The organism is Bradyrhizobium sp. USDA3516 (genome assembly GCF_057651995.1).
The window spans coordinates 879,352-901,510 of the sequence record NZ_JBYGYN010000002.1 but is presented as its reverse complement, the minus strand read 5'-3'; the positions used below and the strand labels follow the sequence as shown (position 1 = coordinate 901,510).

Below are 22,159 nucleotides of genomic sequence, written 5' to 3'. Positions count from 1 at the left end.
TCTCCCCGTAAGAACGGGGAGAGGGAGAGGAAAGGCGAAAAACCTCACTTCACCTTCGGCAGCACCTGCTTCACCACCTGCTTGCCTTCGACCACCTCGACCAGGAAGCTCTGGCGGTCGATGTCGCCGGTGTCGCTGAAGGTGACGTCCATCAGGATGCCCGGCTCGTCCGCGGCCTTGATGGTGAGGCCGTGCAGCGTGTCGGCGAACTTCTTCGGGTCGACCTTGCCCATCTTCTCGGTGGTGGCCTTCACCATGTAGACGGCGAGGTAGCCTTTCAGGCCATTATGGTCGGGGACGTAATTGTACTTCTTGGAGAACTTCTCGCGGAACGCCTTGACCAGATCGACCGGCGCGTCGGTGGTGAGGCCGACATGGCCGCGCGCGCCGTTGGCGGCATCGCCGGCGAGCTCGATCACCTTCTGGCCGATCAGCGTGGTCTCGCCCATCAGGGGCGCGGTGACGCCCTGGCGCTTCAGCTCCTTCAGGATGCGCGCGCTCTCTTCTTCATTCAGGTAGACGAACACGGCGTCGGGATTGGCGGCCTTGATCTTGCCGACGTCGGCGGCGAAGTCGGCCTGGCCCGCTTCGGTGGAGAGATCGGCGACGACCTTGGAGCCGAGCCGGTCGAGCTCCTTGATCATCACGTCGCGGCCGCCGCGGCCGAAGTCGTTGTTGACCCAGACCACCGCGACGGTCTTCGCCTTCATCTCGTCGTGGATGTATTTTGCGACCTTCGGCATCGAGGATTGCTGGCCGAAGGAGGTGCGGAACAGGAACTTGTTGCCGCCTTGCGTCAGCTCGGCGGCTTCGCCGCCCATGATCTGCGCGATGCCGGCTTCGGCCGCGAGCGGCGCGGTCACCTTCACCGAGCCGGAATAGCCGGGCCCGAGCAGCACATAAGGCTCGGCGTCGAGCGCCTTCTGCACCTGGGCGCGCGCCACGCCGGGGTTGGATTGCGAGTCGGCGTGGGTCACTTCCAGCTTGCGGCCGAGCACGCCGCCCTTGGCGTTGATCTCCTCGATCGCGAGGTCGATGCCGTTCTTCCAGTTCGTGCCGACGGTGGCGCCGCCGCCCGAGAGCTCCGCGACGTTGGCGAGCTTGATGGCCTGGCCAAGGGCGCCCGTTGCGGTCATGACGGTGAGCAATGCGCCCACCACTAGCGTTGATTTCATCGTCCTCTCCTCCCGTTTCAAATGTTGCAAGCGGCCTTGTATCCGGCCGCTTCGCCTCAAGCTACCTGATAGGCGGCGCTGCGCGCCGCCATCACGGCGTCGAAAGCCTCTCCCATGATCTCGGTGGATGGGGCAAGGCCTGTGAACAATTCGAAGGCGTCGGCGGCCTGGTAGATCGCGAGGTCGCGGCCGGTCATGATCCTGGCGCCTTTCTCTCGCGCTGCGCTCAGCAGCGGCGTGATCAGCGGCGAATAGACGGCGTCGGCGACCCATAGGTCCGCCCTGAGCAGGCCCGCCGGCACCGCCGTGTCGCGGTTCGGCAGCATGCCGACCGGCGTGCCGTTGACGAGACCGGTCGCGCCGTCGAGCGCATCCTCGATGCTGGCGGCAGCGCGGGCGCCGCGCGGGGCGAGCAAGGCGGCCAGTTTCTCGGCGCGCGCCGGCTCGCTGTCGAAAATGCGGATGTCGGCCACCTCCAGGCTCGCCAGCGCAAACGCGATGGCCTTGCCGACGCCGCCGGCGCCGATCAGGGCGACGGCGTTACCGGAGGGCGCCAGCAACGGCGTCACCGCCCGCGCGAAGCCCGTGGTGTCGGTATTGTGGCCGGTCAACCGGCCATCCCTGACCACGACGGTGTTGACCGCGCCCATGCTGGCTGCGCCCGGCGCCAGCGCGTCCAGCAGCGGCACCACCGCTTCCTTGTAGGGGTAGGTGACATTGACGCCGGCAAAGCCGAGCCGCCGGACGCCCTCGAGCATCATGCGCAGCCCGGCCGCATCGGCGCCGGCGACCTCGATGAGCTGGTAATGGCCGCGCAGGCCGAGCGCCTCGGCGGCGCGCTCATGCATGGCGGGCGAGGCGGAATGCGCGATCGGAGCGCCGATCAGGCCGGTGAGGAGCTTCTTGCTGGCGGCGTATCCGCGTTTCGACATGGTTCGCGATCGTCTCCAAGGGAGCGTCCGGCCCCGGCCATTAGCGGGGAAATCCGTGCAGTTCCAGCCGCGACGATAGTCTTTCCCCCGCCTAACACAATTACCCTTTTATCTGGCAAACCTAACATTATGTTATTTCTTCCGCCCGCGTGCCGGCGCGGTCTTGCCACTGCCGCGGGATGGCTCGACCGCGCGCATCTCGGTGCGCAGGGCCTCGATGAAGTACTCGGCATGCAGTGACAGCGGCGTGCCGCGCTTGACCGCGACGTAGGTGTCGAACCGCGTCGGCTCGGCGATCTTCAGAAGCTCGATCCCGGGATAGCCGCCATGGGCGACGGTGAACTGGTCGATGATGGCGATGCCGAGTCCCGCCTTCACCAATGCGCAGACCGTGGTGCCGAAGCGCGCGCGGATGGTGATGTTGTAGTCGAGCCGATGGCGCGCGAAGATCTCGGCCATGATCCGGCCATAAGGGTCGTTGGGATCGATGCCGATCAGCGGATAGCGCGTGATCTCGGCGGCGGAGACCTGCTTGCGGCCGGAGAGCTCGTGGCCGGGCGGAACGATGCAATAGAGCTCGCCCGAGGCGAGCGGCATGAAGTCGAGCCCGGAATGCTCGAGCCGATAGCTCATCGCCACGCACTCGCCGCGGCCGAGCATCAAATAGTCGATTGCTTCCTCGAGCTTGAGGATGTTGATGTCGATGCCGAGATCGGGATAGCGGCGGCGGACGCGCTCGATCGCGCGCGGCACCATCACCTGCGAGATGCTCGGCACCGAGCCGATGCGCAATTCCGAGAGGCCGCCGCGGCCGATCTTGGAGATGATCTCGGAGAGGTCGTCGACCTTCTTGTAGACGCCGTTGATCTGCTCGAAGATGTTCTCGGCCTCCGGCGTCGGGAAGTAGCGCCCGTTCTGGCGCTGGAAGAAGCGGATGCCGAGCGAGCGCTCGGTGTATTTGACGAGGCGGCTGATCCCCGGCGCCGAGACGTTGAGCAGCTTCGCCGCACCGCCGATGGTGCCCGTCACCATCACGGCGCGGATCACTTCGACCTGGCGCAGCGTCATCATGGCCTTGAAATGTCCCCGGCATCTACAAGAGATCGCGGCGGCGATCATCTCACGAGAGATGCGAGGTCATCCAGCGGCAAGTGTGTGGATGTGGAGGCGGCACTTTCTCTTACCCTCCCCTGGAGGGGGAGGGTCGATCGCGCGCAGCGCGAGCGGGGTGGGGTGATCTCTCCACTCGGGCACTGTTGGAGGTGGAGAGACCGTCACCCCACCCCATCTCATATTTCGCTTCGCTCAAAATGAGCCGACCCTCCCCCTCCAGGGGAGGGTAAGGGCTCAGCAGGCGTTGCTGACAATGACGGAGTAATTTCCCGGTCAGAGTGTTTCGACTAAAATCCGCGGTCAGATGGAAGGGCGCCGTCCTTCAGCGCGATCGGTTGCTCCGGCGTCGTCTGTTGCAACGGCGTTCTAGCTCGCCGGTCCTTCCGGCGACACGCTCTCGGCCAGCTCCGCGCGCTCGCTCTGCAGCACCTCGCGCGCAAACTCGATGATCTTCTGCTTGTTCGCCGTTTCGCGAACGGCAAAAAACACGCGGTTCAATTCCAGGCCGAGCACGCTGTTGAGGGCGATGTCCTCGTCTTCCATCGTTGGCTTCCCGCTTCGGATGCTCTCAGGTGTATCGTGGCGTCAATTCTGCCACAAGTAGTTAAATCTTCGGAGCGGATGAGCACCGGGAAACTACGGCCACAGCGAATTGAGGCAGCGCCCAAATACGTGCTATACGGGAAGAGCGAGGGTCAGGAAACTTACCGATGTCGGCCGCAGACGCCGTTGATTATGGCCGGGAGGCGCTCGATTTCATCGAAGGGCTCGGAGCCTATACCAAGGTTCCGGATGCCATGGACGCGCTCGCAACTGCGTTCCGTCGCTACGGTTTCGAACATATCATCGTGACGGGCTTGCCGAATCCCGAGCAGCGCTTTTCCCAGATGGTGCTTGCCAAGAAGTGGCCTGCGGAGTGGTTCAGCCTCTACACCGAAAAGAGCTACGACCGGGTCGATCCAGTAATCCGCAAATGCCGGCAGACGGTGAATCCTTTCGAATGGTCCGAAGCGCCCTACGATCCGGAGCTGGAGCCCGGTGCGGTCGAGGTGATGCGGCGCGCAGCCGATTTTCGCATGTCGCGCGGCTTCGTCGTGCCGATCCATGGCCTGACTGGCTATGAGGCCGGCGTCTCGCTCGCCGGCGTCCACCTCGATCTCAATGCGCGCAGCAAGCCGGCGCTGCACCTGATCGGGATGTACGGCTTCGATCACATCCGCCGTCTGCTCGAGCCGGTGCCGCATCCGTCCACGCGTCTGACCCCGCGCGAGCGCGAGGTGATCGCCTGGGCTTCGCAGGGGAAGTCGGCCTGGGAAATCGGCGAGATCCTGCACATCACGCAGCGCACCGCCGAAGAGCATCTTGCAACTGCTGCGCGCAAGCTCGGCGCCGTCAACCGGACGCATGCGGTCGCCATCGCGATCCGCAACAGAATCATCTCTCCCTGAAATATCCGCCTACTGGGAAATTTCCCAATAGTCGGTTTTGCCTTTTTCGCTGAGGCTTTCCTCATTGCAAGCCATGGGGGACCTCATGATTCATGTGATTTCTAGCGCCAATCGACACCTATACGAGGACGTTCTCGAGCAGCATTTCCGGATTCGTCACGAGATTTTCGTCGAAGAGCGGAAATGGGAGGCGCTTCGCAAGCCCGATGGCCGCGAGGTCGACAGCTACGACAACGAGGACGCGGTCTACCTGCTGGCTCTCGAAAGCCGCCGGGTGCTCGGCGGCTCCCGCCTGTATCCGACCACCCGGCCGACGATGATGAGCGAGGTTTTCCCGCATCTCGCCGCGGTGCGCGGTTGCCCTGCGGACCCGCTGGTCTGGGAGTGGTCGCGCTTCTTCGTCACGCGCGAGCGCCGCGACGGCGCGTTCAATCTGCAATTGATGGCGGCCGCGCAGGAGTTCTGTCTCGATCAGGGCATCGAGCGGCTCTGCCTCGTCATGGAGACCTGGTGGTTGCCGCGGTTCCAGGACATCGGATTCGTCGTGGCGCCGCTGGGGTTGCCGGCGCTGGTGGAGAATTCCTGGACCATGGCGGCAACCATCGAGGTGCGCCGGGAGTCGCTCGACGTCGTGCGCGGCCGGATCGGGATGGCGAGCATCGTCCAGCATGACGGTCCCCGGATCGACTGCGTCGCCCGTGCCAACCTCTGCGGCCATGTCGCCGCGCAACGAAAGAGCGCCTGAGATGTCGAACGTGATGCGGGACAGCCAGATCATGGCGCAGACCAGGGACGAGAATCTCGGCTACATGTCCGACATGGCGCTCGAGTTGGCGCAGATGGCGGAGGACGCCGGATTGGCGACGCTCGCCTATCTGTTTCGGATGGCGGCGCTGGAGGCCTCGACGGCCAACGTGCTCGCCGAACCCGATGACCTTCCCCAGCAGATGACGTCGCACTAGGCGCAGCCCTGCTCGATTTTACGACGATCGCACCCTCTCCCCGTGACACCGGGGGGAGGGTGATTGTCGGCTGGCTGCGGCAGGTTGCCTCATGCCGCGCGGCAGCCTTTTTGCATTGCGATGCGCGTCTCGGCCGCATGGGCCGAGATGCAACAAAGTGCATGTCTGGTGTCGAATCGCTCTTGCCTCGGAACGATACTGCCATTACCCATTTTTCGGCCTTGAAGAGGCAGGGGGAGCTCTTTCACTGATGGCGACTGTGTTCGAACATCGGCGCGACGCTGCGCGCGCCTGAAAGAGTCTTGATGCTGCTCGTCGTCGAACAATTCTTGAATGGGCTGCAGTTCGGTCTGCTGCTGTTCCTGCTCGCCGCGGGCCTGACGCTGGTGTTCGGGATCATGGATCTCGTCAACCTCGCGCACGGCTCGCTCTATATGATGGGCGCCTATTTCGCCGCGACCTTCGCGGCCTGGACCGGCAGCTTCGTGCTCGGAGCGCTGATGGCGCTCGGGGCCACGCTCGTGCTCGGCATCGTGCTGGAGGTGACGGCGCTGCGGCATCTCTATGGCCGTGACCATCTCGACCACGTGCTCGCGACCTTCGGCCTGATCCTGTTCTTCAATGAAGCCGTGCGGCTGATCTGGGGCCCTGCGGGCCTGGCGCTGCCGCTGCCGGCCTGGCTCACCGTGCCGGTGCCTATCCTTCCCGGCATTCATTATCCCGCCTATCGCCTCGCCATCATCGCGGTGGCGCTGCTGGTCGCGCTGTTGCTCTATCTCGGCGTGATGCGCACCCGCATCGGCATGCTGATCCGCGCCGGCGCATCCAACCGCGAGATGATCGGCGCGCTCGGCATCAACATCAAGTTGCTCTACACGCTCGTGTTCGGTCTGGGCGCCGCGCTCGCGGGCCTTGCCGGGCTGATGCAGGCGCCGATCCTCACCGTGCAGATCGGCATGGGCGAGAACATCCTGATCCTCGCTTTCGTCATCATCGTGATCGGCGGCATCGGCTCGATCCGCGGCGCTTTCCTCGCAGCGATCTTCGTCGGCATGATCGACACGCTCGGCCGCGCCTTCCTGCCGAACCTGCTCCGCCAGGTGCTGAGCGGCGCCGCCGCATCCACCGCCGCACCCGCGCTGTCCTCCATGCTGATCTATCTTCTGATGGCGATCGTGCTGGTGGTGCGGCCGGAGGGGCTGTTTCCGGCCAATCGCCGATGAAGAGCTTGCGTCGATGAAGAGTCTGAGTGTGAGCAAGGCCGTCACGGCCCTGATGCTGGCGGGCCTCGTGCTGCTGCCGCTCTATTCGCAGCTGACCGGCAACATCTTCATCCTGACGCTGTTCACCCGCATCATCATCCTGGCGCTGGCGGCGGCGAGCCTCAACCTCATCATGGGATTTGCGGGCCTGATGAGCTTTGGCCATGCCGCCTATCTCGGCATCGGCGGCTATGCCGTCGGCATGCTCGCGCAGGAAGGCGTTGGGTCCGGCTTCATCCAGTTTCCGGTCGCGGTCGCGGCGTCGGCGATCTATGCGCTGGTGATCGGCGCGCTGTCGCTGCGCACCCGTGGCGTCTACTTCATCATGATCACGCTGGCCTTCGCCCAGATGGCCTACTACGTCGCCTCGGGGCTGGCCCGCTACGGCGGCGATGACGGCCTCACCATCTACAAGCGCAGCGACTTCTCGGGCCTGATCGATCTCGGCAACCGCACGCAGTTCTACTATCTCTGCCTCGCCTGCCTTTTTGGCGTCATGCTCCTGATCTGGCGCATCGTCAATTCGCGCTTCGGTCTTGTTGTGCAGGGCCTGCGTTCCAACGAGCAGCGCATGCAGGCCATCGGCTTCCCGGCCAAGCGCTACCAACTGGTCTGCTTCGTCATATCGGGCACGATGTGCGGCCTTGCCGGCGCGCTGCTCGCCAACAACACCGATTTCGTCAGCCCGGCCGTGATGTACTGGACCCGTTCCGGCGACCTCATGGTGATGGTGATCTTGGGCGGCATGGGCACGCTGTTCGGCCCGGTCATGGGTGCGGTGGTGTTTCTGCTGCTGGAGGAGTTCCTGTCGCAGATCACCGAATATTGGGCGCTGATCCTCGGCCCGCTGCTGCTGCTCATCGTGCTGTTCGGCCGCGGCGGCATCATGGGTGCGCTCGGGAGGGCCGGACGTGGCTGAACCCTTGCTCCGCGTCGAAAAGCTGGTGCGCCGCTTCGGCGGCATCATCGCCACCGACAACGTCTCGCTCGACGTCGCGTCCGGCGAGCTGCACGCCATCATCGGCCCGAACGGCGCCGGCAAGACCACGCTGATCAGCCAGCTCACCGGGCATCTCGCGCCGCATTCCGGCCGCGTCTCGCTGGCGGGCCGCGACATCACCGACTTGCCGGCCTATCGCCGCTGTGCGCTGGGCCTGGCGCGTTCGTTCCAGATCACCTCGCTGCTGCTCGACTTCACCGCCGCGGACAATGTCGCACTGGCCGCGCAGGCCCATGCCGGCACCTCGTTCCGCTTCTTCGCCAACGCGCGGAAGGAGAAGGGCTTGCGCGATGCCGCCCACGCCGCGCTCGACCGCGTTGGCCTCGGTCACCGTGCCGACGTCGTGGTGTCCAGGCTCAGCCATGGCGAGCGTCGCGAGCTCGAGCTCGCGGTCGCGCTCGCGAGCAAGCCGAAACTGCTGCTGCTGGACGAGCCGATGGCGGGCTTAGGGGTCACCGAATCCCAGCGCATGGTGAAGCTGCTCCAGGAGCTGCGCAAAGAGGTCTCGATCGTGCTGGTCGAGCACGACATGCCGGCGGTGTTCGCGCTGGCCGACCGCATCACGGTGCTGGTCTATGGCCGCGTCATCGCCTCCGGCGATCCGGCCGCGATCCGCGCCAACGAGGACGTCAAGCGCGCCTATCTCGGCGATCAGCACGTGGTGACGCATCATGGCTGACACGCTGCTCGAGGTCGACGGCATCGAGACCTGTTACGGCCTGTCCCAGGTGCTGTTCGGCCTGTCGCTGTCGATCAAGCCGGGCGAGATGGTCTCGCTGATGGGCCGCAACGGCATGGGCAAGACCACCACCATCCGCTCCATCATGGGCCTGACGCCGGCGCGCGCAGGCACCATTCGCTTCGCGGGCGCGGAGGTGCGGCAGCTCCCGTCCTACAGAATTGCCAAGCTCGGCGTCGGTCTCGTTCCGGAGGGCCGCCAGATCTTCCCGAATCTCACCGTGCGCGAAAACCTGGTCGCAGCCGCGGCCGATCGCTTTGGCAGCGACAATCCCTGGACGCTCGCTGCGATCTACGTGATGTTTCCGCGCCTTGCCGAGCGCGCGTCCAACATGGGCAACCAGCTTTCCGGCGGCGAGCAACAGATGCTCGCGATCGGCCGCGCGCTGATGACGAATCCAAAACTCCTGATCCTGGACGAGGCGACCGAAGGTCTCGCGCCGCTGATCCGCGAGGAGATCTGGAATTGCCTGTCGCTGCTCAAGAGCCGCGGGCAGTCGATCCTGGTCGTCGACAAGAACGTCGACCATCTCGCCCGCATCTGCGATCGCCACTACATCATCGAGCGCGGCAAGACGGTGTGGAGCGGCACCTCCGATGAGCTGATGGCCGCGCCGGACCTGCAGCACAAATATCTGGGAATCTGACGCGTTCGTTGCCTTCGCCACCGCGACGCAAGTTCTCTTCGAGCAAATCCAATTTCGAAATCCTCCAAATTGCGCGCTGAGCTCTTGAGCGCGCCGCCGTCAGCCGTCAAAGAAGACGCGGCGTTGTGGATTCGATGCGGGACTTTTACGAGCAAATTGTCGGGTTGCCTGAGGACGACGTCGGTTCCGCACAGCGAGGGGCAGCCCAATGGCTGGACTATCCGGGCTGCGTGGTCGTCAAAGGTGAGTTTCGAGCCGACGCCGAGGGGCCTGCAGCGCCGGGTCTGTTCATCTCCGTGACGTTCGATGAAGCCGATACTGGCCGCGGCACTCTGACGCGCTCAATCGGCGAGAGGCGGATGGGCGTGATCGCGGTGCGCGAGCGCCTCGCCGTGAAACACGCGATGCGGAACGCCATCGGCCTCGCATTGCCCCGACCTTCCATTGATCAGCTCGGACTCGGCGCCGCGTTTCGGGCGCTGTTCAAGGAGGAAGGATCTGGCGCGGTCATCCTCTCGCTGGCCGCATCGGCGCGGGCGCGGGCCGTCGCGGCGGAAATGTTCTCGCCGCCGGTCGCCGGAAACGCGGCGCGATTGCTGATGTCGGCGCATGCCGCCGAGATCGTCGTCCATGCCTTGTTCGGCGAGTGCGGCCGGATCGCGGTTGATCCGGCAACAGATCTCCAGCGCATGCGGCTGCAATCGGTCAAGGAGCGGATGGACGCCGACCTTGGCTATCCCTGGAGCATCGACGAGCTGGCGCGGAACGCAGGCCTGAGCCGGCGATCCTTCAATCAGAAATTCCAGATCGCCTATGGCGAGAGCGCCATCGACTATCTGAGGGCGCGCCGGCTCGAGACTGCACGAGCCCTTCTGATTCACCAGCGCCTGTCGGTCACCGAGGCCGCCTATCGGGTCGGCTATACCCATCCGGCGAACTTCGCGACGGCCTTTCGCAGGCGCTTTGGTCATTCGCCCAGTCGCTGCCAGTAACGGCAGCAGGCGATGCGCTGCCTCACGCCGCAGTCTTGAAAGCCTCCACGTGGAATCAAAGGCGATTTGCGCGGTCGCAAAGGCGGCGTGCGCCCCGATCTGATTACTCCCGGGTGGTCCAAAGACGGAGCTTGGGGAAGACGATGAGGCGTGGCGACGGGCAAACGTTCGGTTGGGAACGGTTGATGAAGGCCGGTCTGGGTGCGGCCGGTCTGGGCGTGGTTTTGCAGGCAACACCCACCCTTGCACAGGTCTCCGGGGCCAATTCGGGATCGACGGCCGCGACATTGCCGCCCGTCACGGTGGAGGCGCCGAATCAGGTGCGCCCGCGCGCCGCGTCTGCCCAGCGCACTTCACCGTCGCAGCGCGGCCGTGTCGCGGCGCAACGCAATGCCGCCTCCAGGCAAGCCGCAAGCCGGGATGCGCGCGAGGCAGGTGGCGGTCGCGCCACGATGTCGAGCGAGAACAGCTACGTTGCCAGCAGCAGCTCCGCGGGCACCAAGACGAACACGCCCCTGTTGGAGACGCCGCAGTCGATCTCGGTCGTGACGCGCAAGGAGCTCAACGATCGCGCCGTGCAAACGCTGACGCAGGCAGTCGGCTATGAACCGGGCGTGCGCATCGATGCCTCAGGCTACGATCCGCGCTTCGATGCCATCTCGATCCGCGGCTTCGACATCACCTATAACGGCATCTATCTCGACGGCCTGCGTCTCGTCGGCGCTGGCCTTGGCGTGTTCAAGACGGAGCCCTACGGGGTCGACAGCATCACCGTGGTCCGCGGCCCGAGCTCGGCGCTTTACGGCCTCGGCTCGCCAGGCGGACTGGTCGATCTGCAAAGCAAGCTGCCGACCAGCCAGCCTTTCCACGAGGTGCAGACGCTGTTCGGCGACCGCGATCGCGTTCAGGGCAATTTCGATTTTTCGGGGCCGATCGATCCCAACGGCCAATTCTCCTATCGGCTGACCGGCGTGGTGCGAGACGCCGACGTGTTCGTGCCGGGCGGCACGGACAATCGCACCTATGTCGCTCCCGCCATCACCTGGAGACCGGACCAATCGACAACCCTCACGCTTCTCGGCGCCTATCAGAAATCGAAGACGCCGGGCTCGATGTTCACCTATTCGACGGAGGTCGGCACCACAACGGACATCTTCACGGGCAGCCCGTCCTACAATTCGCTCGATCAGGAGCAGGGGCGTGTCGGCTACCTGTTCGAGCACGCGTTCGACAACGCCGTGACCGTCCGCCAGAAATTCCGCTACGTCGATCTCGACGCGGTCACGCGCTATGTCGGCTTTCTCGGTGCTCCCGTCGGCAACGTCGTGTCGCGTTATACCGGCTACGTCCACGACACGCTGCAATCGGCCATCATGGACAACCAGGTGGAGGCGAAGCTCGCCACCGGCCCGGTGCAGCACACGCTTCTGGTCGGCACCGACTACACCTCGTCGAAGTTCACCGACAAGCAGGGGTTCGGCTTCGGCGTGTCCGCTCTCAATCTGGCTGCGCCGGTCTATGCGCCGGAATCCATTCCGGATCCCGCGATCTCCTCGTCCACGGCGCAGCGGCAAACCCAGTCCGGCGTCTACATTCAGGACCAGGCCAGGCTCGACCACTGGATCCTGACGCTGAGCGGCCGCAGCGACTGGGTCCGCACCACCGGTGAGGACCGGTTCGCGCTGACGAGACAGTCCCAGTCCGATCAGGCCTATAGCGGGCGGGCGGGCCTGACCTACGTGTTCGACTCCGGCGTGGCGCCCTACGTCGCCTATTCGACGTCGTTTTTTCCCAACCTCGGCGTCGATCCATCCGGTGCCTTCTTCAAGCCGACCACCGGCAAGCAGACCGAGGTCGGCGTGAAGTATCAGCCACCAGGGACACAGAGCTTCATCACCGCTGCCGTGTTCGACCTGACGCAGGATGGCGGCCTGGTGACGACGGGCACGGGTATGACGGTCCAGCGCGGCGAGATCCAAAGCCGCGGCTTCGAATTGCAGGGGCTTGCAAGCCTCGGCAATGGTTTCGACGTCACCTCGTCCTACACTTATCTCGACATGGTCACCAAGCAGGCCGGCGACAGCGCGCTGGTCGGCAAGTTTCCGTCGGGCAATCCTCCGCACACCGTGACGCTGTGGGGCAATTACGCCCTGCCGCTGGCTGGCCCCTTCGCTGGCCTGAGCGTCGGTGCCGGCGCGCGCTACATGTCCTGGAGCTATGGCGATGATCTGAACACGTTCAAGAACAGCTCGGTGACCCTGGTCGACGCGGCGCTGAAATACGATTTCGGCCAGGCGGCGAAGGAGCTGAAAGGGCTTCAGTTCCAGGTCAACGCCAGGAACCTGTTCAACGTGCACTACACGACGTGTCAGGTCGGTTACTGCTATCGGGGCGCGCCGCTGACCGTCATTGCGACGCTCGGCTATCGCTGGTGAGCGGAGCTGCCGGGCGGACGTCGCCGGACGATCACCAATAGATCCCGTGGCGGTGCAGCTCGCGGATCACGCGGGCTTCCACGGACGGCTGGCGGCGTTTCGGCTTTGACGTTTCGCTCGTCTTTGCCGGCGTGGTGCTTGATTGCACCGGAGCTGCGGCGCTCGGTGTCGTTGCGGCGGGTGCGGTCGGCGTCTGGACGTTTGCCGGTGACGCTTGCGTCGCCGGCGGCGACACGGCGGCCGCCGCGGCCGGCTGCTCGGTGGCCGGTTGCTTCGGATCGGCCGCCGCCAGGCTGAGGCTCCGCGAGCCTCCGGCATTGGCCTGGCTTGCGAGCAGCGACAGCGCGGCGATCAGGATCAGCTTGCGCATGGTCATCCCCGTCATCTGGTCAATCGATCTTACCTAATTCGCATGGACTCAGCGGGCGAAGCGATGCGCGCCGATTTCCATCAGGGTGGTGCGGCAGGACAGGCGGTAGATCAGGCTGAAAAGTTGACCCCACATGACCGAACTCCGTTGTTGATCATCGAAAACAATCCTAGACCGCCTGCCTTTCCGGCGTTTTTCGCCGGGTGAGGAAAATGGCTTCGTGCGGGGGCGGCGCGATGTCGTCGTAACAGTCCGGAAGAAGTCGCCTCACGCCGCCGTGAAGCGACGCGCCGACCGGCCCGGGCCGGATTCCGATAGAGGCCGGTAGTTGTCCCGAGATGAAGCGCGCGCCGCGCGGTAGTAACGTGCGGGCCGCCTCAGTCCCGGTTATTGTATGAGTTCCGACCGCCAAGACGATCCGCCGATCCTGATCTGCTCAAAATGCAGGCGGCCGATGAAGTTCCTGGCGACACTACCTGGAATAGTCACACTGCCTGCGGAGCACGCTTATCATTGCGTCCCGTGCCGTCGTGTCGACACGATACGGCTGAAATGACGCGCTGACGGCCGGAGCGGGCCGGACTCAAAACATCTCGAAATATTCGCGATGCTCCCAGTCGGTCACGTCCGACAGGAAGCGATCGATCTCGGCGTTCTTGATGTGGGTGTAGTAGTCGACGAATTCGGCCCCGAGCTTCTCGCGGAAGAACGGGTCGTCCTTGAGTGCCGAGACCGCATCGCGCAAGCTCTTCGGCAATGGCGGCGCCTTGGTCTCGTAGGGCGTGTCGGCCGAGGGGCCGGGATCGAGCTTGCGGTCGACGCCGTCGAGGCCGGAGAGAATCTGCGAGGCCATGTAGAGATAGGGATTGGCCGCGGGCTCGCCGATGCGGTTCTCCAGCCGCGTGGCGGCATCACCCGCGCCGCCGAGCACCCGGATCATCACGCCGCGATTGTCGCGGCCCCAGATCGCACGGTCCGGCGCCAGCGAATAAGAGCGGTAGCGCTTGTAGCCGTTGATGGTGGGCGTTGTGAACAATGTCGAGGCGCGGGCGTGGTCGAGCAGGCCGGCGAGGTAGGACTTGCCGAACGCGCTGAGCGGCTCGCTGCCGTCCTTCGTCATGAACTGATTCTCGCCGCTCGCGCGCGAGACGATCGACTGATGCAGGTGCCAGCCGCTCGCGAACACGTTCGGCAGCTTCGGCCGGCACATGAAGGTGGCGTGATAGCCGTGACGGCGCGCGATCTGCTTCACGGCGCTGCGGAACAGCACCATGTTGTCGGCGGGCTCGAGGCCCGTCTTCGGCTGGAACGTGAATTCGCACTGGCTCGGCCCGAACTCAACCTCGACCGAGCGCAACGGCAGCCCCAGCGCGACGACGTCACGCCGCAGGATCTCCAGCACCGGCTCCATCTGATCGAAGCGCTGCTCAGTGAGATATTGATAGCCGTGGCTGAGCAGGCTGACCGAGGGCGGCGTGCCGGGCTGGCCCGCGTCCTCGCTGCGCATGTGCGGATCGTCGAGCCTGAAGATGTGGAATTCGACCTCGAGGCCGGCGACGAAGTCGCAGCCGCGCGCGCCGAGCTCGTCGAGCACGCGCTTGTAGAGCCCGCGCGTCGCGAACGGGACGGGACGGCCGTCGTTGAAATAAAGGTCGCACAGCACCCAGCCCGTGGTGGGCGCCCACGGCAGCACGCGAAACGTGGTGGGATCAGGCACCATGAGCACGTCGGCCGCGCCCTCCATCTCCTTCATGCCGAAGCCGCCGCCTGCGGTGAACACCGGGAATACCGTGCGATGCGAGGTATCCTTGGCCAGCATCGTCGTCGTGATGGAACAGCCGCTCTCCAGCGAGGCGATCGCCTCGGACGCGACGATGGTCTTGCCGCGCAGGATGCCGTGCTGGTCGGGGAAGGCGAGGCGGATGACCTCGAGGTTCTTCTCCTCGGCGATGCGGCGCATGCGCGTCGCCGCATCCCTCTGCTCATCCGACCACAGCGCATGACGCGCGACGAAAGTCACTTTGCGATTCCTCCAGTCGTGAGGCGCGAAGCGTGCGCCACATTCTCCGTCATTGCGAGGAGCCCGCGACAAAATTGCAAAGCAATTTTGCGCTGGTGCGACGAAGCAATCCAGAATCCCTCGGAGGAGGTCGTCTGGATTGCTTCGCTGCGCTCGCAATGACGTGGATAGGCCGTCACGCTCACTCCGCCGCCGTCAGCCGGTGCACGTTGTCGGAGATCTCCTTCGGCACCGGTGCGGCCCAGGGAGCGCCGCGGCGGCGCTTGACGTCGACCTCCATCCAGTAGAGCTCCCAGCCCTGGGTCGGCCCGATGCCGTCCATGGTGGCCGGTCCCTGGATGCTGCGTGCCCTGCTGTCGTCCAAAAACAGCATCGGCTTCTCGCCGCCCTGGACCTTCTCGATCTCGGCTCGTAGCAGGCGACGATATTGCACGATCGCCTTGTCGGATTGGCCGAGATGCTCCTTGGTCCGGTCCTGGATCGCGCCCATCGATTCCACCGCCCATTGGTCGTGGACGTTGATGTCGTTGCCCATGCCGGTATAGGTCGCGGTCTGCTGCTCGTGCGGATCGAAACCGTAATCGTTGGCTCTGTTCTTGCGCGATTTGTAGTCGGGCAGCTCGTAGAGCTCGAGCCGCTGGTCGCGCATCTTCTGCTTGTCGACCGGGTTCGTGTAGCTGGTGAAGATCGCGTACCAGTAGCAGTTCTCGTCATCCACAGGCACGTGCCACTGCGTGATCGTCATCTCCGTGCTCATGGGGATGACGAAGCCGTGCGGGAACAGCTGGTTGGTGACGCGCACATGGGTGCGCTCCTCGTCGATCTCGCGCAGCGCGATCAGGCGCAGGCCGTACTCGGTGTGCTCGACATTGATGATCGGGCGGTCGTATTCGCGCAGGATCTTCGTCATCGGCAGATCGCTGCCGGCGGAGGCGCCGCGGAATTGCTTGCCGTAGGCGGTGGAGGTGTCCTCGTCCTCGAAGAAGCGATGCAGATAGGAGGCGTGGGCGGGATCGATGCCGACTTCGAGGGCCTGCAGCCAGTTGCAGGCCATGTGGCCCTTGAACGCGAAGGTGTGCGTGCCCGGCGCAATGAAGCAATCGATCTCCGGGAATGCGGGCGGCTCGCCCTCACCGAGATAGGCCCAGAGGATGCCGCTCTTCTCCACCACGGGGTAAGAGCGCTGGCGGATGTTCTGGCAGAGTTTTGAGTCCTTCGGCTCGGCCGGCGTCTCGATGCACTGGCCGGTGGCGTCGAACAGCCAGCCATGGAAGGCGCAGCGCAGGCCGCCATGCTCGAGCCGCCCAAAGGCGAGGTCGGCGCCGCGATGCGCGCAATGGCGGTCGATCAGGCCGTAGCGACCGGTCTCGTCGCGGAACAGCACCAGGTTCTCGCCGAGCAGCCGGACAGACCGGATCGGCCGCGCGCCCTCCAGCTCGTCCACCAGCGCCGCCGGCTGCCAGTAGCTCCGCATCAGCTTGCCGCAAGGGTCCTTCGGCCCGGTGCGGGTGATCAGGTCGTTCTGCTCCTGGCTCATCATGGCGAGTTCATCCTTTGTGGAATGGTATCTGTTCGCCTATTGAACGAATGGGCGAATTATGACATGCCTTGGATTGTCAGCAAGCACTATTTTGCAGAATTGTCCCGTCACCATGCCCAAGCTGAAGCGACGTGAAAGCGAGGAGCGCGCGACGGATTTCGTCGAAGCCCTCGATCGCGGCCTGCGCCTGCTGCAATGTTTCGGCACCAATGCAGGCCCGATGACGCTGAGCGATCTCGCCCGCGCCGCCGACCTGCCGCGCGCCACCGCGCGGCGCATGCTGTTCACGCTGCAGCGCGGCGGCTACGTCTCGGGCGATGGCAAGCTGTTCTCGCTGACCCCGCATGTGCTGACATTGGCGGCGTCCTACTTGCGCGCCAACCAGCTCGTTGCGGTGCTGCAACCCGTGCTGGATCGCGTTGCGACCGCGGCGAACGAAATCTCTTCGCTGGCGGTGCTCGACGGCGATGAGGTCGTGTTCATTGCAAGGGGCAGCCCGGCGCGGGTGTTCTCGGGCGGGTTGGAGATCGGCTATCGCCTGCCTTCCTTCTGCACCTCGGTCGGCCGCGCCATGCTCGCCCAGCTCGACGATGCCGAGCTCGCCGCGCGCCTGAAGGCGATGACGCGCGAGGCGCTGACCCCGCAGACGGTGACGGACCCGAAGGCGCTGCTCGCGCGCATCGCTGCCGACCGGGCTCAGGGCTATGCCCTGGTTGACCGCGAGGCCGAGCCGCACTTCCGCTCGATCTCGGTCCCCGTCCGCCGCTACGACGGCGTGATCGTCGCCGCCATCAACATGGGCGCCCATGTCGACCGCGTGCCGGCGCAGGAGTTGATCGACCGCTTCCTGCCGTTGCTGTGGGAAGGAGCAGATTCCGTACGTTCACAGCTGTTGTAGCTGCTTCGCAGCGACGAGGCGGCTGCAGGCGAGCCGGTTCGCCCGATGGACTTGCTTGGCTATCCCGGCAGCGGCGGCTCGCCGACTTTGGGCCAGTAGGTGCCGAAGCTCCAGAGGCCGCCTTCGGGATCCCGGGCCGAAAAGTCCCGGCTGCCGTAATCAGTGTTCTGCAGTTCCATTTCGATGCGGGCTCCGGATGCCTTCACCTTGGCATAGAGCGCGTCGGGATCATCGACGGCCAGATACACCGCGTCGGTTCGGCGTCCGTCGAGCTCGCCGACGCTCTTGCCATAGCTATCCTGGCGATCTGATCCGAGCATCAGAATGGATGACCCGAACGACAATTCGGCATGCATGACGGTGTTCTCGTGCCTGTAGATCACGCGTTCGGTGAACCCGAGGACGTCCTTCAGCCAGGCGATCATCGCCTCGGCGTCCCTGCAGCGCATGGTGTGGTAAAGGCGTGGCGCTTCGATCGCGACTGAGCTGGGCATGGCATTCTCCGCTTCGGTTGCGTGCTCACTCTAGGTGGCCCGCTCGCCGGCGGCTTGAACAAATGGGACCTGGAACTATCCGCTGGCTTCCCGGATCAAGCGCGGATCCAGCTGCTCCAGCCTCGCGGCCCATACGCTCGGCCTTTCGCCGCTGAACTCCCTGAACTCGCGGGCGAGATGCGCCTGGTCGGCATAGCCGGCCTCGATCGCAATACCGGCCCAGCCTCGCGCATCGCCGTGGCGCGCCAGCTCGCAGGCGCGGTGAAAGCGCAGCATCCGCGCCAACGTCTTCGGTGCAACGCCGATCTCGTGGTGAAACCGGCGCGCGAGATGCTTACGGCTCCAGCCGATGTCCGATGCGATGTCCGATATGCGCGCTGCGCCGGCGCTGCGCTGGAGCCGGCGGAGCGCCGCAGCGATTGCGGGGGAGGGCTCGTGCACCGACCGCTCACGCACGAAGTTCTCGATGATGTCGAGGCGTCGCTGGCAATGATCTGCCTCGGCCACCCGCTCGCCGAGTTCTCGACCGTCGCGGCCGAGCAAATCTCCAATATCGATCATGCGCGCGGTGAGTTCAGGTACGACGCCGCCGTAGAACCGGTAGGCGCCGAGCGGCGTGAAGTCGATCTGGACACACATGGCGCGGCCATCGGATTCGATCTGCACGGGTCCGGGGAACAAGCCGGCGACGAAGCTCGGCTGGATATCCGACCGATCGGGCTCACGCCCGAGCGCGATGCGGAACGGGCTGCCGAGGTTGATCAGAAGCGGCAGGGACAGCGGCGCGGCGTGGCGAAAATTGGTCAGGCCGGCCCCGCGCTCGCGGTAGCAGGAAATCGACGAGACGATGTGCGTCATATGCACGGGAACAGGGCGTCTGATGACTTCCGGCGCGATGCTTGCGTCCATGAAGAAGCCTCCGTTGTCCTGCACAGCTTAGCCGGATGACGGGATCGCACCAAGAGACGGCGCCCGGAGCTAGGGACGGTTGCGCATCCAGTCGGCCAGACCCGATATCGCCTTGTCGAGGTCCTGCCGCGCGGCGGCATCGGTGATCGTCTCTTCCATCGCACCGCGCATGCAGAGCATCCAGGCATCGCGCTCGGCGTCCCCAATCGAAAAGCCGAAATGTCGCTGGCGCAGCCGCGGATGGCCTTTCTCGGGGGTGTAGAGCCGCGGCCCGCCGGTCCATTCGGTGAGATAGCGCTTCAGCACGTCCCTGATCAGGCCGAGGTCCTCCGCATGCATGGCGCGGATGATCTTCGCCTCCGGCAGGGAGTCCATGCGGTCGTAGAAGCGGTCGACCAAGGCGTCGATCGTGGCACGGCCGCCGATCCGCTCGAACAGGGAGATTACGACGGTGTCATCGGTCATCATTGATCCCAAGGCTTGCTGTTCGGCGTCGATATCGTGTTGCCGGAGGTCGCGCAAACCCTCGCTGTCGTCCCGGATCTGCGCTTACGCTTGTCCGGGACGACAGCGGAGTGTGTCGCTTTAGTGAGGGCCCAACGACCTACAGCGCCACGCTGCGCAGGCCGAAGCTGCGGGCCTCGTTCTGCAGCACCGGCCGCACCGCATCGATCAGGCGGACGGCGGCGGCGTCGACCGACAGCCCCGCGGTATCCACCACCGCGGTTGCACGCGAATACAGCGGCTCGCGGCTGCGCAGGATGTTGCGCAGCTCCGTCATCGCCGAGCGATCGTCCGCCATCGGGCGCAGATCGCCCTGGCGACGCACGCGCGCCATGTGCTCTTCGGGCTCGGCCTTCAGCCAGATCGTGTAGAACGAGCTCAGGACCTGGTCGAAGGTCAAAGGCTCCGAGACGATGCCGCCGCCGGTTGCCAGCACCATCAGCTCGTTGCGCGCGAGTAGCTGTTGCAGCGCCGCCTGCTCCATGCGGCGAAAACCTTCCTGGCCGTACAGCGCGATGATCTCGGCGACCGAGAGCCCGTTCTGCTGCTCGACCTCCTTGTTGAGCTCGACGAAACTCCAGCCGATCTTCTTCGCCAGCATCCGCCCCAGCGTCGACTTGCCGGCGCCGCGCAGGCCGATCAGCGCGATGCCGCAGAATGGCGCGCGCCGGGGCGCGGTTGCGCTGCCGCCGGAGAGCAGATCCTTGGCCTGAGCAATCTGCGCGGGCGTCGCCTTGCGCAGGAGGTCGCGAAACATCTGCCAGTCCGGCGTCGGATCGGCGCTGGGCAGCAGATCTTCGAGATGGGCGCCCATCGCGTCGGAGACGCGGCGCAGCAGCACGATCGAGACGTTGCCCTTGCCGCTCTCGAGCTGCGCGATGTAGCGCTCCGAGATTCCCGACACCTTGGCGAGCACCTTGCGCGACATGCCGCGCAGCGCGCGCATGGTGCGCACGCGCTGGCCGAGTTGTTCGAGGAAGCGGGATTCGGCGTCGGGACTTTCGCTCATGTGCCTTCTTTACAAGGGTCCTGCGGCGCGTTTTAATGAAACATAGTGCCTGCTGGCATTGACAGCAAGCTGCCGTGGTGTCTTTCTATGAATTATAATTCTAAATTCGGGGGAGATGTCCGTGAGCGAGGGATCCTATAACGCGGTGACCTGGCTGCTCGACCGTAACGTCGAGGAGGGCCGGGGCAGCAAGCTCGCCTTCGACGACACCGTCTCGCGGCTCACCTATGGCGAGCTCCAGCAACAGACCCGGCGCGCCGCCAACATGCTGCGCCGGTTAGGGGTCCGCCGCGAGGAGCGCGTGGCGATGATCATGCTGGATACGATCGATTTCCCGATCGTGTTCCTGGGCGCGATCCGCGCCGGCATCGTACCGGTGCCGCTCAACACGCTGCTGACCGCGGACCAATACGCCTACATCCTCGCCGACTGCCGCGCGCGCGTGCTGTTCGTGTCCGAAGCGCTCTACCCCGCCATCAAAGACGTCGTCGGCCGCATGCCGGATCTCGAGCATGTCGTGGTCGCCGGCGCCAAGCAGAATGGCCACAAGCAGCTCGCCGAGGAACTCGCCGGCGAGAGCGAGGCGTTCACCACCGCCGCGACGCATCCGGACGAGCCGGCGTTCTGGTTCTATTCGTCGGGGTCGACGGGCATGCCGAAGGGCGTGCGTCACATTCATTCCAATCTGCAGGCGACCGCCGACACTTACGCCAAGCAGGTGCTCGGCATTCGCGAGAGCGATGTGTGTCTGTCCGCGGCGAAATTGTTCTTCGCCTACGGGCTCGGCAATGCGCTGACCTTTCCGATGTCGGTCGGTGCCAGCGTCATCCTCAACAGCGAGCGGCCGACGCCGGCGCGCATGTTCGACCTGATGAACCGCTACAACCCCTCGATCTTCTACGGCGTGCCGACCTTGTTCGCGGCCATGCTCAACGACGAGACCATGAAGAGCGAGCGCGGCGGCAAGGCCTTGCGCATCTGCACCTCCGCCGGCGAGGCGCTGCCGGAATCCGTTGGCCACAGCTGGAAGGCACGCTTCGGTGTCGACATTCTCGACGGCGTCGGCTCGACCGAGCTGTTGCACATCTTTCTGTCGAACGCCCCTGGTGACATCAAATACGGCTCGTCCGGCAAGCCGGTGCCGGGCTATGCGGTGCGGCTCGTCAACGAGGCCGGGCAGGACGTCGCCGACGGCGAGGTCGGCGAGCTCCTGGTCGATGCGCCCTCGGCCGGCGAGGGCTACTGGAACCAGCGTCACAAGAGCCGCCGCACCTTTGAGGGGCCGTGGACCCGCACCGGCGACAAGTACGTCCGCGACAGCGACGGCCGCTATACCTTCTGCGGACGCGCAGACGACATGTTCAAGGTCTCGGGCATCTGGGTCTCGCCGTTCGAGGTCGAAAGCGCGCTGATCACGCATCCCGCCGTGCTGGAAGCTGCCGTGATACCGGAAGCCGATCCGGAAGGCCTCTTGAAGCCGAAAGCTTTCGTGGTGCTGCGCCCGGGCGCCAAGACGGCGGACTTGCAGGAGATGCTCAAGGAGCACGTCAAGCAGAAGATCGGCCCCTGGAAATATCCGCGCTGGATCGATGTGGTGGACTCGCTGCCGAAGACCGCGACGGGCAAGATCCAGCGGTTCAAGCTGCGCGAGGGCGCGCATTAATAGCAGCCGTCATGGCCGGGCTTGACCCGGCCATCCACGCGCCGCCAC

The 22,159-nt window shown here is 65.0% G+C and carries 22 protein-coding genes; 11 read left to right on the top strand and 11 right to left on the bottom strand.

Annotation, left to right across the window (positions count from 1 at the left end; translation table 11 throughout):
* Window positions 1-44: 44 nt before the first annotated feature.
* The 4 genes from AC24YW_RS10130 to AC24YW_RS10115 form a co-directional block, all read right to left on the bottom strand.
* Window positions 45-1,175, bottom strand: a complete 1,131-nt coding sequence (locus tag AC24YW_RS10130; RefSeq protein ID WP_487482571.1) for an ABC transporter substrate-binding protein — start codon at window positions 1,173-1,175, stop codon at window positions 45-47.
* Between the two features lie 56 nt (window positions 1,176-1,231).
* Window positions 1,232-2,107: a shikimate dehydrogenase gene (locus tag AC24YW_RS10125; protein ID WP_487482570.1), complete on the bottom strand. Its 876-nt coding sequence runs from the start codon at window positions 2,105-2,107 to the stop codon at window positions 1,232-1,234.
* Between the two features lie 132 nt (window positions 2,108-2,239).
* Window positions 2,240-3,178 (bottom strand): LysR family transcriptional regulator, encoded by a 939-nt coding sequence (locus AC24YW_RS10120; protein ID WP_487482569.1) that lies wholly within the window; start codon window positions 3,176-3,178, stop codon window positions 2,240-2,242.
* A 408-nt stretch (window positions 3,179-3,586) separates the two neighbouring features.
* Window positions 3,587-3,763 (bottom strand): hypothetical protein, encoded by a 177-nt coding sequence (locus AC24YW_RS10115; protein WP_036001797.1) that lies wholly within the window; start codon window positions 3,761-3,763, stop codon window positions 3,587-3,589.
* 167 nt (window positions 3,764-3,930) lie between these two features.
* Here AC24YW_RS10115 and AC24YW_RS10110 point away from each other — a divergent pair, with 167 nt between their 5' ends.
* The 9 genes from AC24YW_RS10110 to AC24YW_RS10070 all read left to right on the top strand — a co-directional run bounded on the left by AC24YW_RS10110 (window position 3,931) and on the right by AC24YW_RS10070 (window position 12,704).
* Window positions 3,931-4,668, top strand: coding sequence for a helix-turn-helix transcriptional regulator (locus AC24YW_RS10110; RefSeq protein WP_487482568.1), 738 nt, complete (start codon window positions 3,931-3,933; stop codon window positions 4,666-4,668).
* Window positions 4,669-4,753: 85 nt separating this feature from the next.
* Window positions 4,754-5,413, top strand: coding sequence for an acyl-homoserine-lactone synthase (locus tag AC24YW_RS10105; RefSeq protein ID WP_487482567.1), 660 nt, complete (start codon window positions 4,754-4,756; stop codon window positions 5,411-5,413).
* A 1-nt stretch (window position 5,414) separates the two neighbouring features.
* Window positions 5,415-5,630, top strand: a complete 216-nt coding sequence (locus AC24YW_RS10100) for a hypothetical protein (protein WP_487482566.1) — start codon at window positions 5,415-5,417, stop codon at window positions 5,628-5,630.
* Window positions 5,631-5,935: 305 nt separating this feature from the next.
* Window positions 5,936-6,853: a branched-chain amino acid ABC transporter permease gene (locus tag AC24YW_RS10095; RefSeq protein ID WP_487482565.1), complete on the top strand. Its 918-nt coding sequence runs from the start codon at window positions 5,936-5,938 to the stop codon at window positions 6,851-6,853.
* Window positions 6,854-6,866: 13 nt separating this feature from the next.
* Window positions 6,867-7,811, top strand: coding sequence for a branched-chain amino acid ABC transporter permease (locus AC24YW_RS10090; RefSeq protein ID WP_487482564.1), 945 nt, complete (start codon window positions 6,867-6,869; stop codon window positions 7,809-7,811).
* Window positions 7,804-8,571 (top strand): ABC transporter ATP-binding protein, encoded by a 768-nt coding sequence (locus tag AC24YW_RS10085; protein ID WP_487482563.1) that lies wholly within the window; start codon window positions 7,804-7,806, stop codon window positions 8,569-8,571. Before AC24YW_RS10090 ends, AC24YW_RS10085 begins: the two co-directional genes overlap by 8 nt.
* On the top strand, window positions 8,564-9,277 hold the full coding sequence (locus AC24YW_RS10080; protein WP_487482562.1) for an ABC transporter ATP-binding protein: 714 nt from the start codon (window positions 8,564-8,566) through the stop codon (window positions 9,275-9,277). The genes AC24YW_RS10085 and AC24YW_RS10080 overlap by 8 nt, the downstream gene beginning before the upstream one ends.
* 164 nt (window positions 9,278-9,441) lie before the next feature.
* The gene (locus AC24YW_RS10075; protein ID WP_487482561.1) at window positions 9,442-10,269 is read left to right on the top strand and encodes a helix-turn-helix transcriptional regulator; all 828 of its coding nucleotides are present in this window, start codon (window positions 9,442-9,444) and stop codon (window positions 10,267-10,269) included.
* A gap of 185 nt (window positions 10,270-10,454) precedes the next feature.
* Entirely contained in the window at window positions 10,455-12,704 is a 2,250-nt protein-coding gene (locus AC24YW_RS10070; RefSeq protein ID WP_487482560.1) for a TonB-dependent siderophore receptor, read from the top strand.
* Window positions 12,705-12,735: 31 nt separating this feature from the next.
* On the opposite strand, the gene AC24YW_RS10065 is transcribed toward AC24YW_RS10070, so the two are convergent.
* The 3 genes from AC24YW_RS10065 to AC24YW_RS10055 form a co-directional block, all read right to left on the bottom strand.
* Complete coding sequence (locus AC24YW_RS10065) at window positions 12,736-13,089, bottom strand: hypothetical protein (RefSeq protein WP_487482559.1); 354 nt, start codon at window positions 13,087-13,089, stop codon at window positions 12,736-12,738.
* A 568-nt stretch (window positions 13,090-13,657) separates the two neighbouring features.
* Window positions 13,658-15,094 (bottom strand): glutamine synthetase family protein, encoded by a 1,437-nt coding sequence (locus tag AC24YW_RS10060; RefSeq protein WP_487482558.1) that lies wholly within the window; start codon window positions 15,092-15,094, stop codon window positions 13,658-13,660.
* Window positions 15,095-15,275: 181 nt separating this feature from the next.
* Window positions 15,276-16,634, bottom strand: a complete 1,359-nt coding sequence (locus AC24YW_RS10055) for an aromatic ring-hydroxylating dioxygenase subunit alpha (RefSeq protein WP_487482557.1) — start codon at window positions 16,632-16,634, stop codon at window positions 15,276-15,278.
* Between the two features lie 112 nt (window positions 16,635-16,746).
* Between AC24YW_RS10055 and AC24YW_RS10050 the strand changes: the two genes are divergently transcribed.
* Window positions 16,747-17,532, top strand: coding sequence for an IclR family transcriptional regulator domain-containing protein (locus AC24YW_RS10050; RefSeq protein ID WP_487482556.1), 786 nt, complete (start codon window positions 16,747-16,749; stop codon window positions 17,530-17,532).
* Between the two features lie 59 nt (window positions 17,533-17,591).
* On the opposite strand, the gene AC24YW_RS10045 is transcribed toward AC24YW_RS10050, so the two are convergent.
* From AC24YW_RS10045 to AC24YW_RS10030, 4 genes are all read right to left on the bottom strand, one after another.
* The gene (locus AC24YW_RS10045) at window positions 17,592-18,026 is read right to left on the bottom strand and encodes a VOC family protein (RefSeq protein ID WP_487482555.1); all 435 of its coding nucleotides are present in this window, start codon (window positions 18,024-18,026) and stop codon (window positions 17,592-17,594) included.
* 75 nt (window positions 18,027-18,101) lie between these two features.
* Window positions 18,102-18,935 (bottom strand): helix-turn-helix domain-containing protein, encoded by an 834-nt coding sequence (locus AC24YW_RS10040; protein ID WP_487482554.1) that lies wholly within the window; start codon window positions 18,933-18,935, stop codon window positions 18,102-18,104.
* Window positions 18,936-19,004: 69 nt separating this feature from the next.
* On the bottom strand, window positions 19,005-19,400 hold the full coding sequence (locus AC24YW_RS10035) for a group II truncated hemoglobin (RefSeq protein ID WP_487482553.1): 396 nt from the start codon (window positions 19,398-19,400) through the stop codon (window positions 19,005-19,007).
* A gap of 139 nt (window positions 19,401-19,539) precedes the next feature.
* On the bottom strand, window positions 19,540-20,448 hold the full coding sequence (locus AC24YW_RS10030; protein ID WP_487482552.1) for a helix-turn-helix transcriptional regulator: 909 nt from the start codon (window positions 20,446-20,448) through the stop codon (window positions 19,540-19,542).
* A gap of 121 nt (window positions 20,449-20,569) precedes the next feature.
* Here AC24YW_RS10030 and AC24YW_RS10025 point away from each other — a divergent pair, with 121 nt between their 5' ends.
* Entirely contained in the window at window positions 20,570-22,111 is a 1,542-nt protein-coding gene (locus AC24YW_RS10025) for a benzoate-CoA ligase family protein (RefSeq protein WP_487482551.1), read from the top strand.
* The last annotated feature ends 48 nt before the right edge of the window (window positions 22,112-22,159 follow it).

Coding starts and splice junctions, on each gene's coding strand:
- AC24YW_RS10055 (WP_487482557.1), bottom strand. CDS start 16,634: ATGATGAGCCAGGAGCAGAACGACCTGATCACCCGCACCGGGCCGAAG.
- AC24YW_RS10115 (WP_036001797.1), bottom strand. CDS start 3,763: ATGGAAGACGAGGACATCGCCCTCAACAGCGTGCTCGGCCTGGAATTG.
- AC24YW_RS10125 (WP_487482570.1), bottom strand. CDS start 2,107: ATGTCGAAACGCGGATACGCCGCCAGCAAGAAGCTCCTCACCGGCCTG.
- AC24YW_RS10080 (WP_487482562.1), top strand. CDS start 8,564: ATGGCTGACACGCTGCTCGAGGTCGACGGCATCGAGACCTGTTACGGC.
- AC24YW_RS10095 (WP_487482565.1), top strand. CDS start 5,936: ATGCTGCTCGTCGTCGAACAATTCTTGAATGGGCTGCAGTTCGGTCTG.
- AC24YW_RS10050 (WP_487482556.1), top strand. CDS start 16,747: ATGCCCAAGCTGAAGCGACGTGAAAGCGAGGAGCGCGCGACGGATTTC.
- AC24YW_RS10035 (WP_487482553.1), bottom strand. CDS start 19,400: ATGACCGATGACACCGTCGTAATCTCCCTGTTCGAGCGGATCGGCGGC.
- AC24YW_RS10040 (WP_487482554.1), bottom strand. CDS start 18,935: ATGGACGCAAGCATCGCGCCGGAAGTCATCAGACGCCCTGTTCCCGTG.
- AC24YW_RS10065 (WP_487482559.1), bottom strand. CDS start 13,089: ATGACGGGGATGACCATGCGCAAGCTGATCCTGATCGCCGCGCTGTCG.
- AC24YW_RS10030 (WP_487482552.1), bottom strand. CDS start 20,448: ATGAGCGAAAGTCCCGACGCCGAATCCCGCTTCCTCGAACAACTCGGC.
- AC24YW_RS10100 (WP_487482566.1), top strand. CDS start 5,415: ATGTCGAACGTGATGCGGGACAGCCAGATCATGGCGCAGACCAGGGAC.
- AC24YW_RS10070 (WP_487482560.1), top strand. CDS start 10,455: ATGAAGGCCGGTCTGGGTGCGGCCGGTCTGGGCGTGGTTTTGCAGGCA.
- AC24YW_RS10130 (WP_487482571.1), bottom strand. CDS start 1,175: ATGAAATCAACGCTAGTGGTGGGCGCATTGCTCACCGTCATGACCGCA.
- AC24YW_RS10110 (WP_487482568.1), top strand. CDS start 3,931: ATGTCGGCCGCAGACGCCGTTGATTATGGCCGGGAGGCGCTCGATTTC.
- AC24YW_RS10105 (WP_487482567.1), top strand. CDS start 4,754: ATGATTCATGTGATTTCTAGCGCCAATCGACACCTATACGAGGACGTT.
- AC24YW_RS10045 (WP_487482555.1), bottom strand. CDS start 18,026: ATGCCCAGCTCAGTCGCGATCGAAGCGCCACGCCTTTACCACACCATG.
- AC24YW_RS10120 (WP_487482569.1), bottom strand. CDS start 3,178: ATGATGACGCTGCGCCAGGTCGAAGTGATCCGCGCCGTGATGGTGACG.
- AC24YW_RS10090 (WP_487482564.1), top strand. CDS start 6,867: ATGAAGAGTCTGAGTGTGAGCAAGGCCGTCACGGCCCTGATGCTGGCG.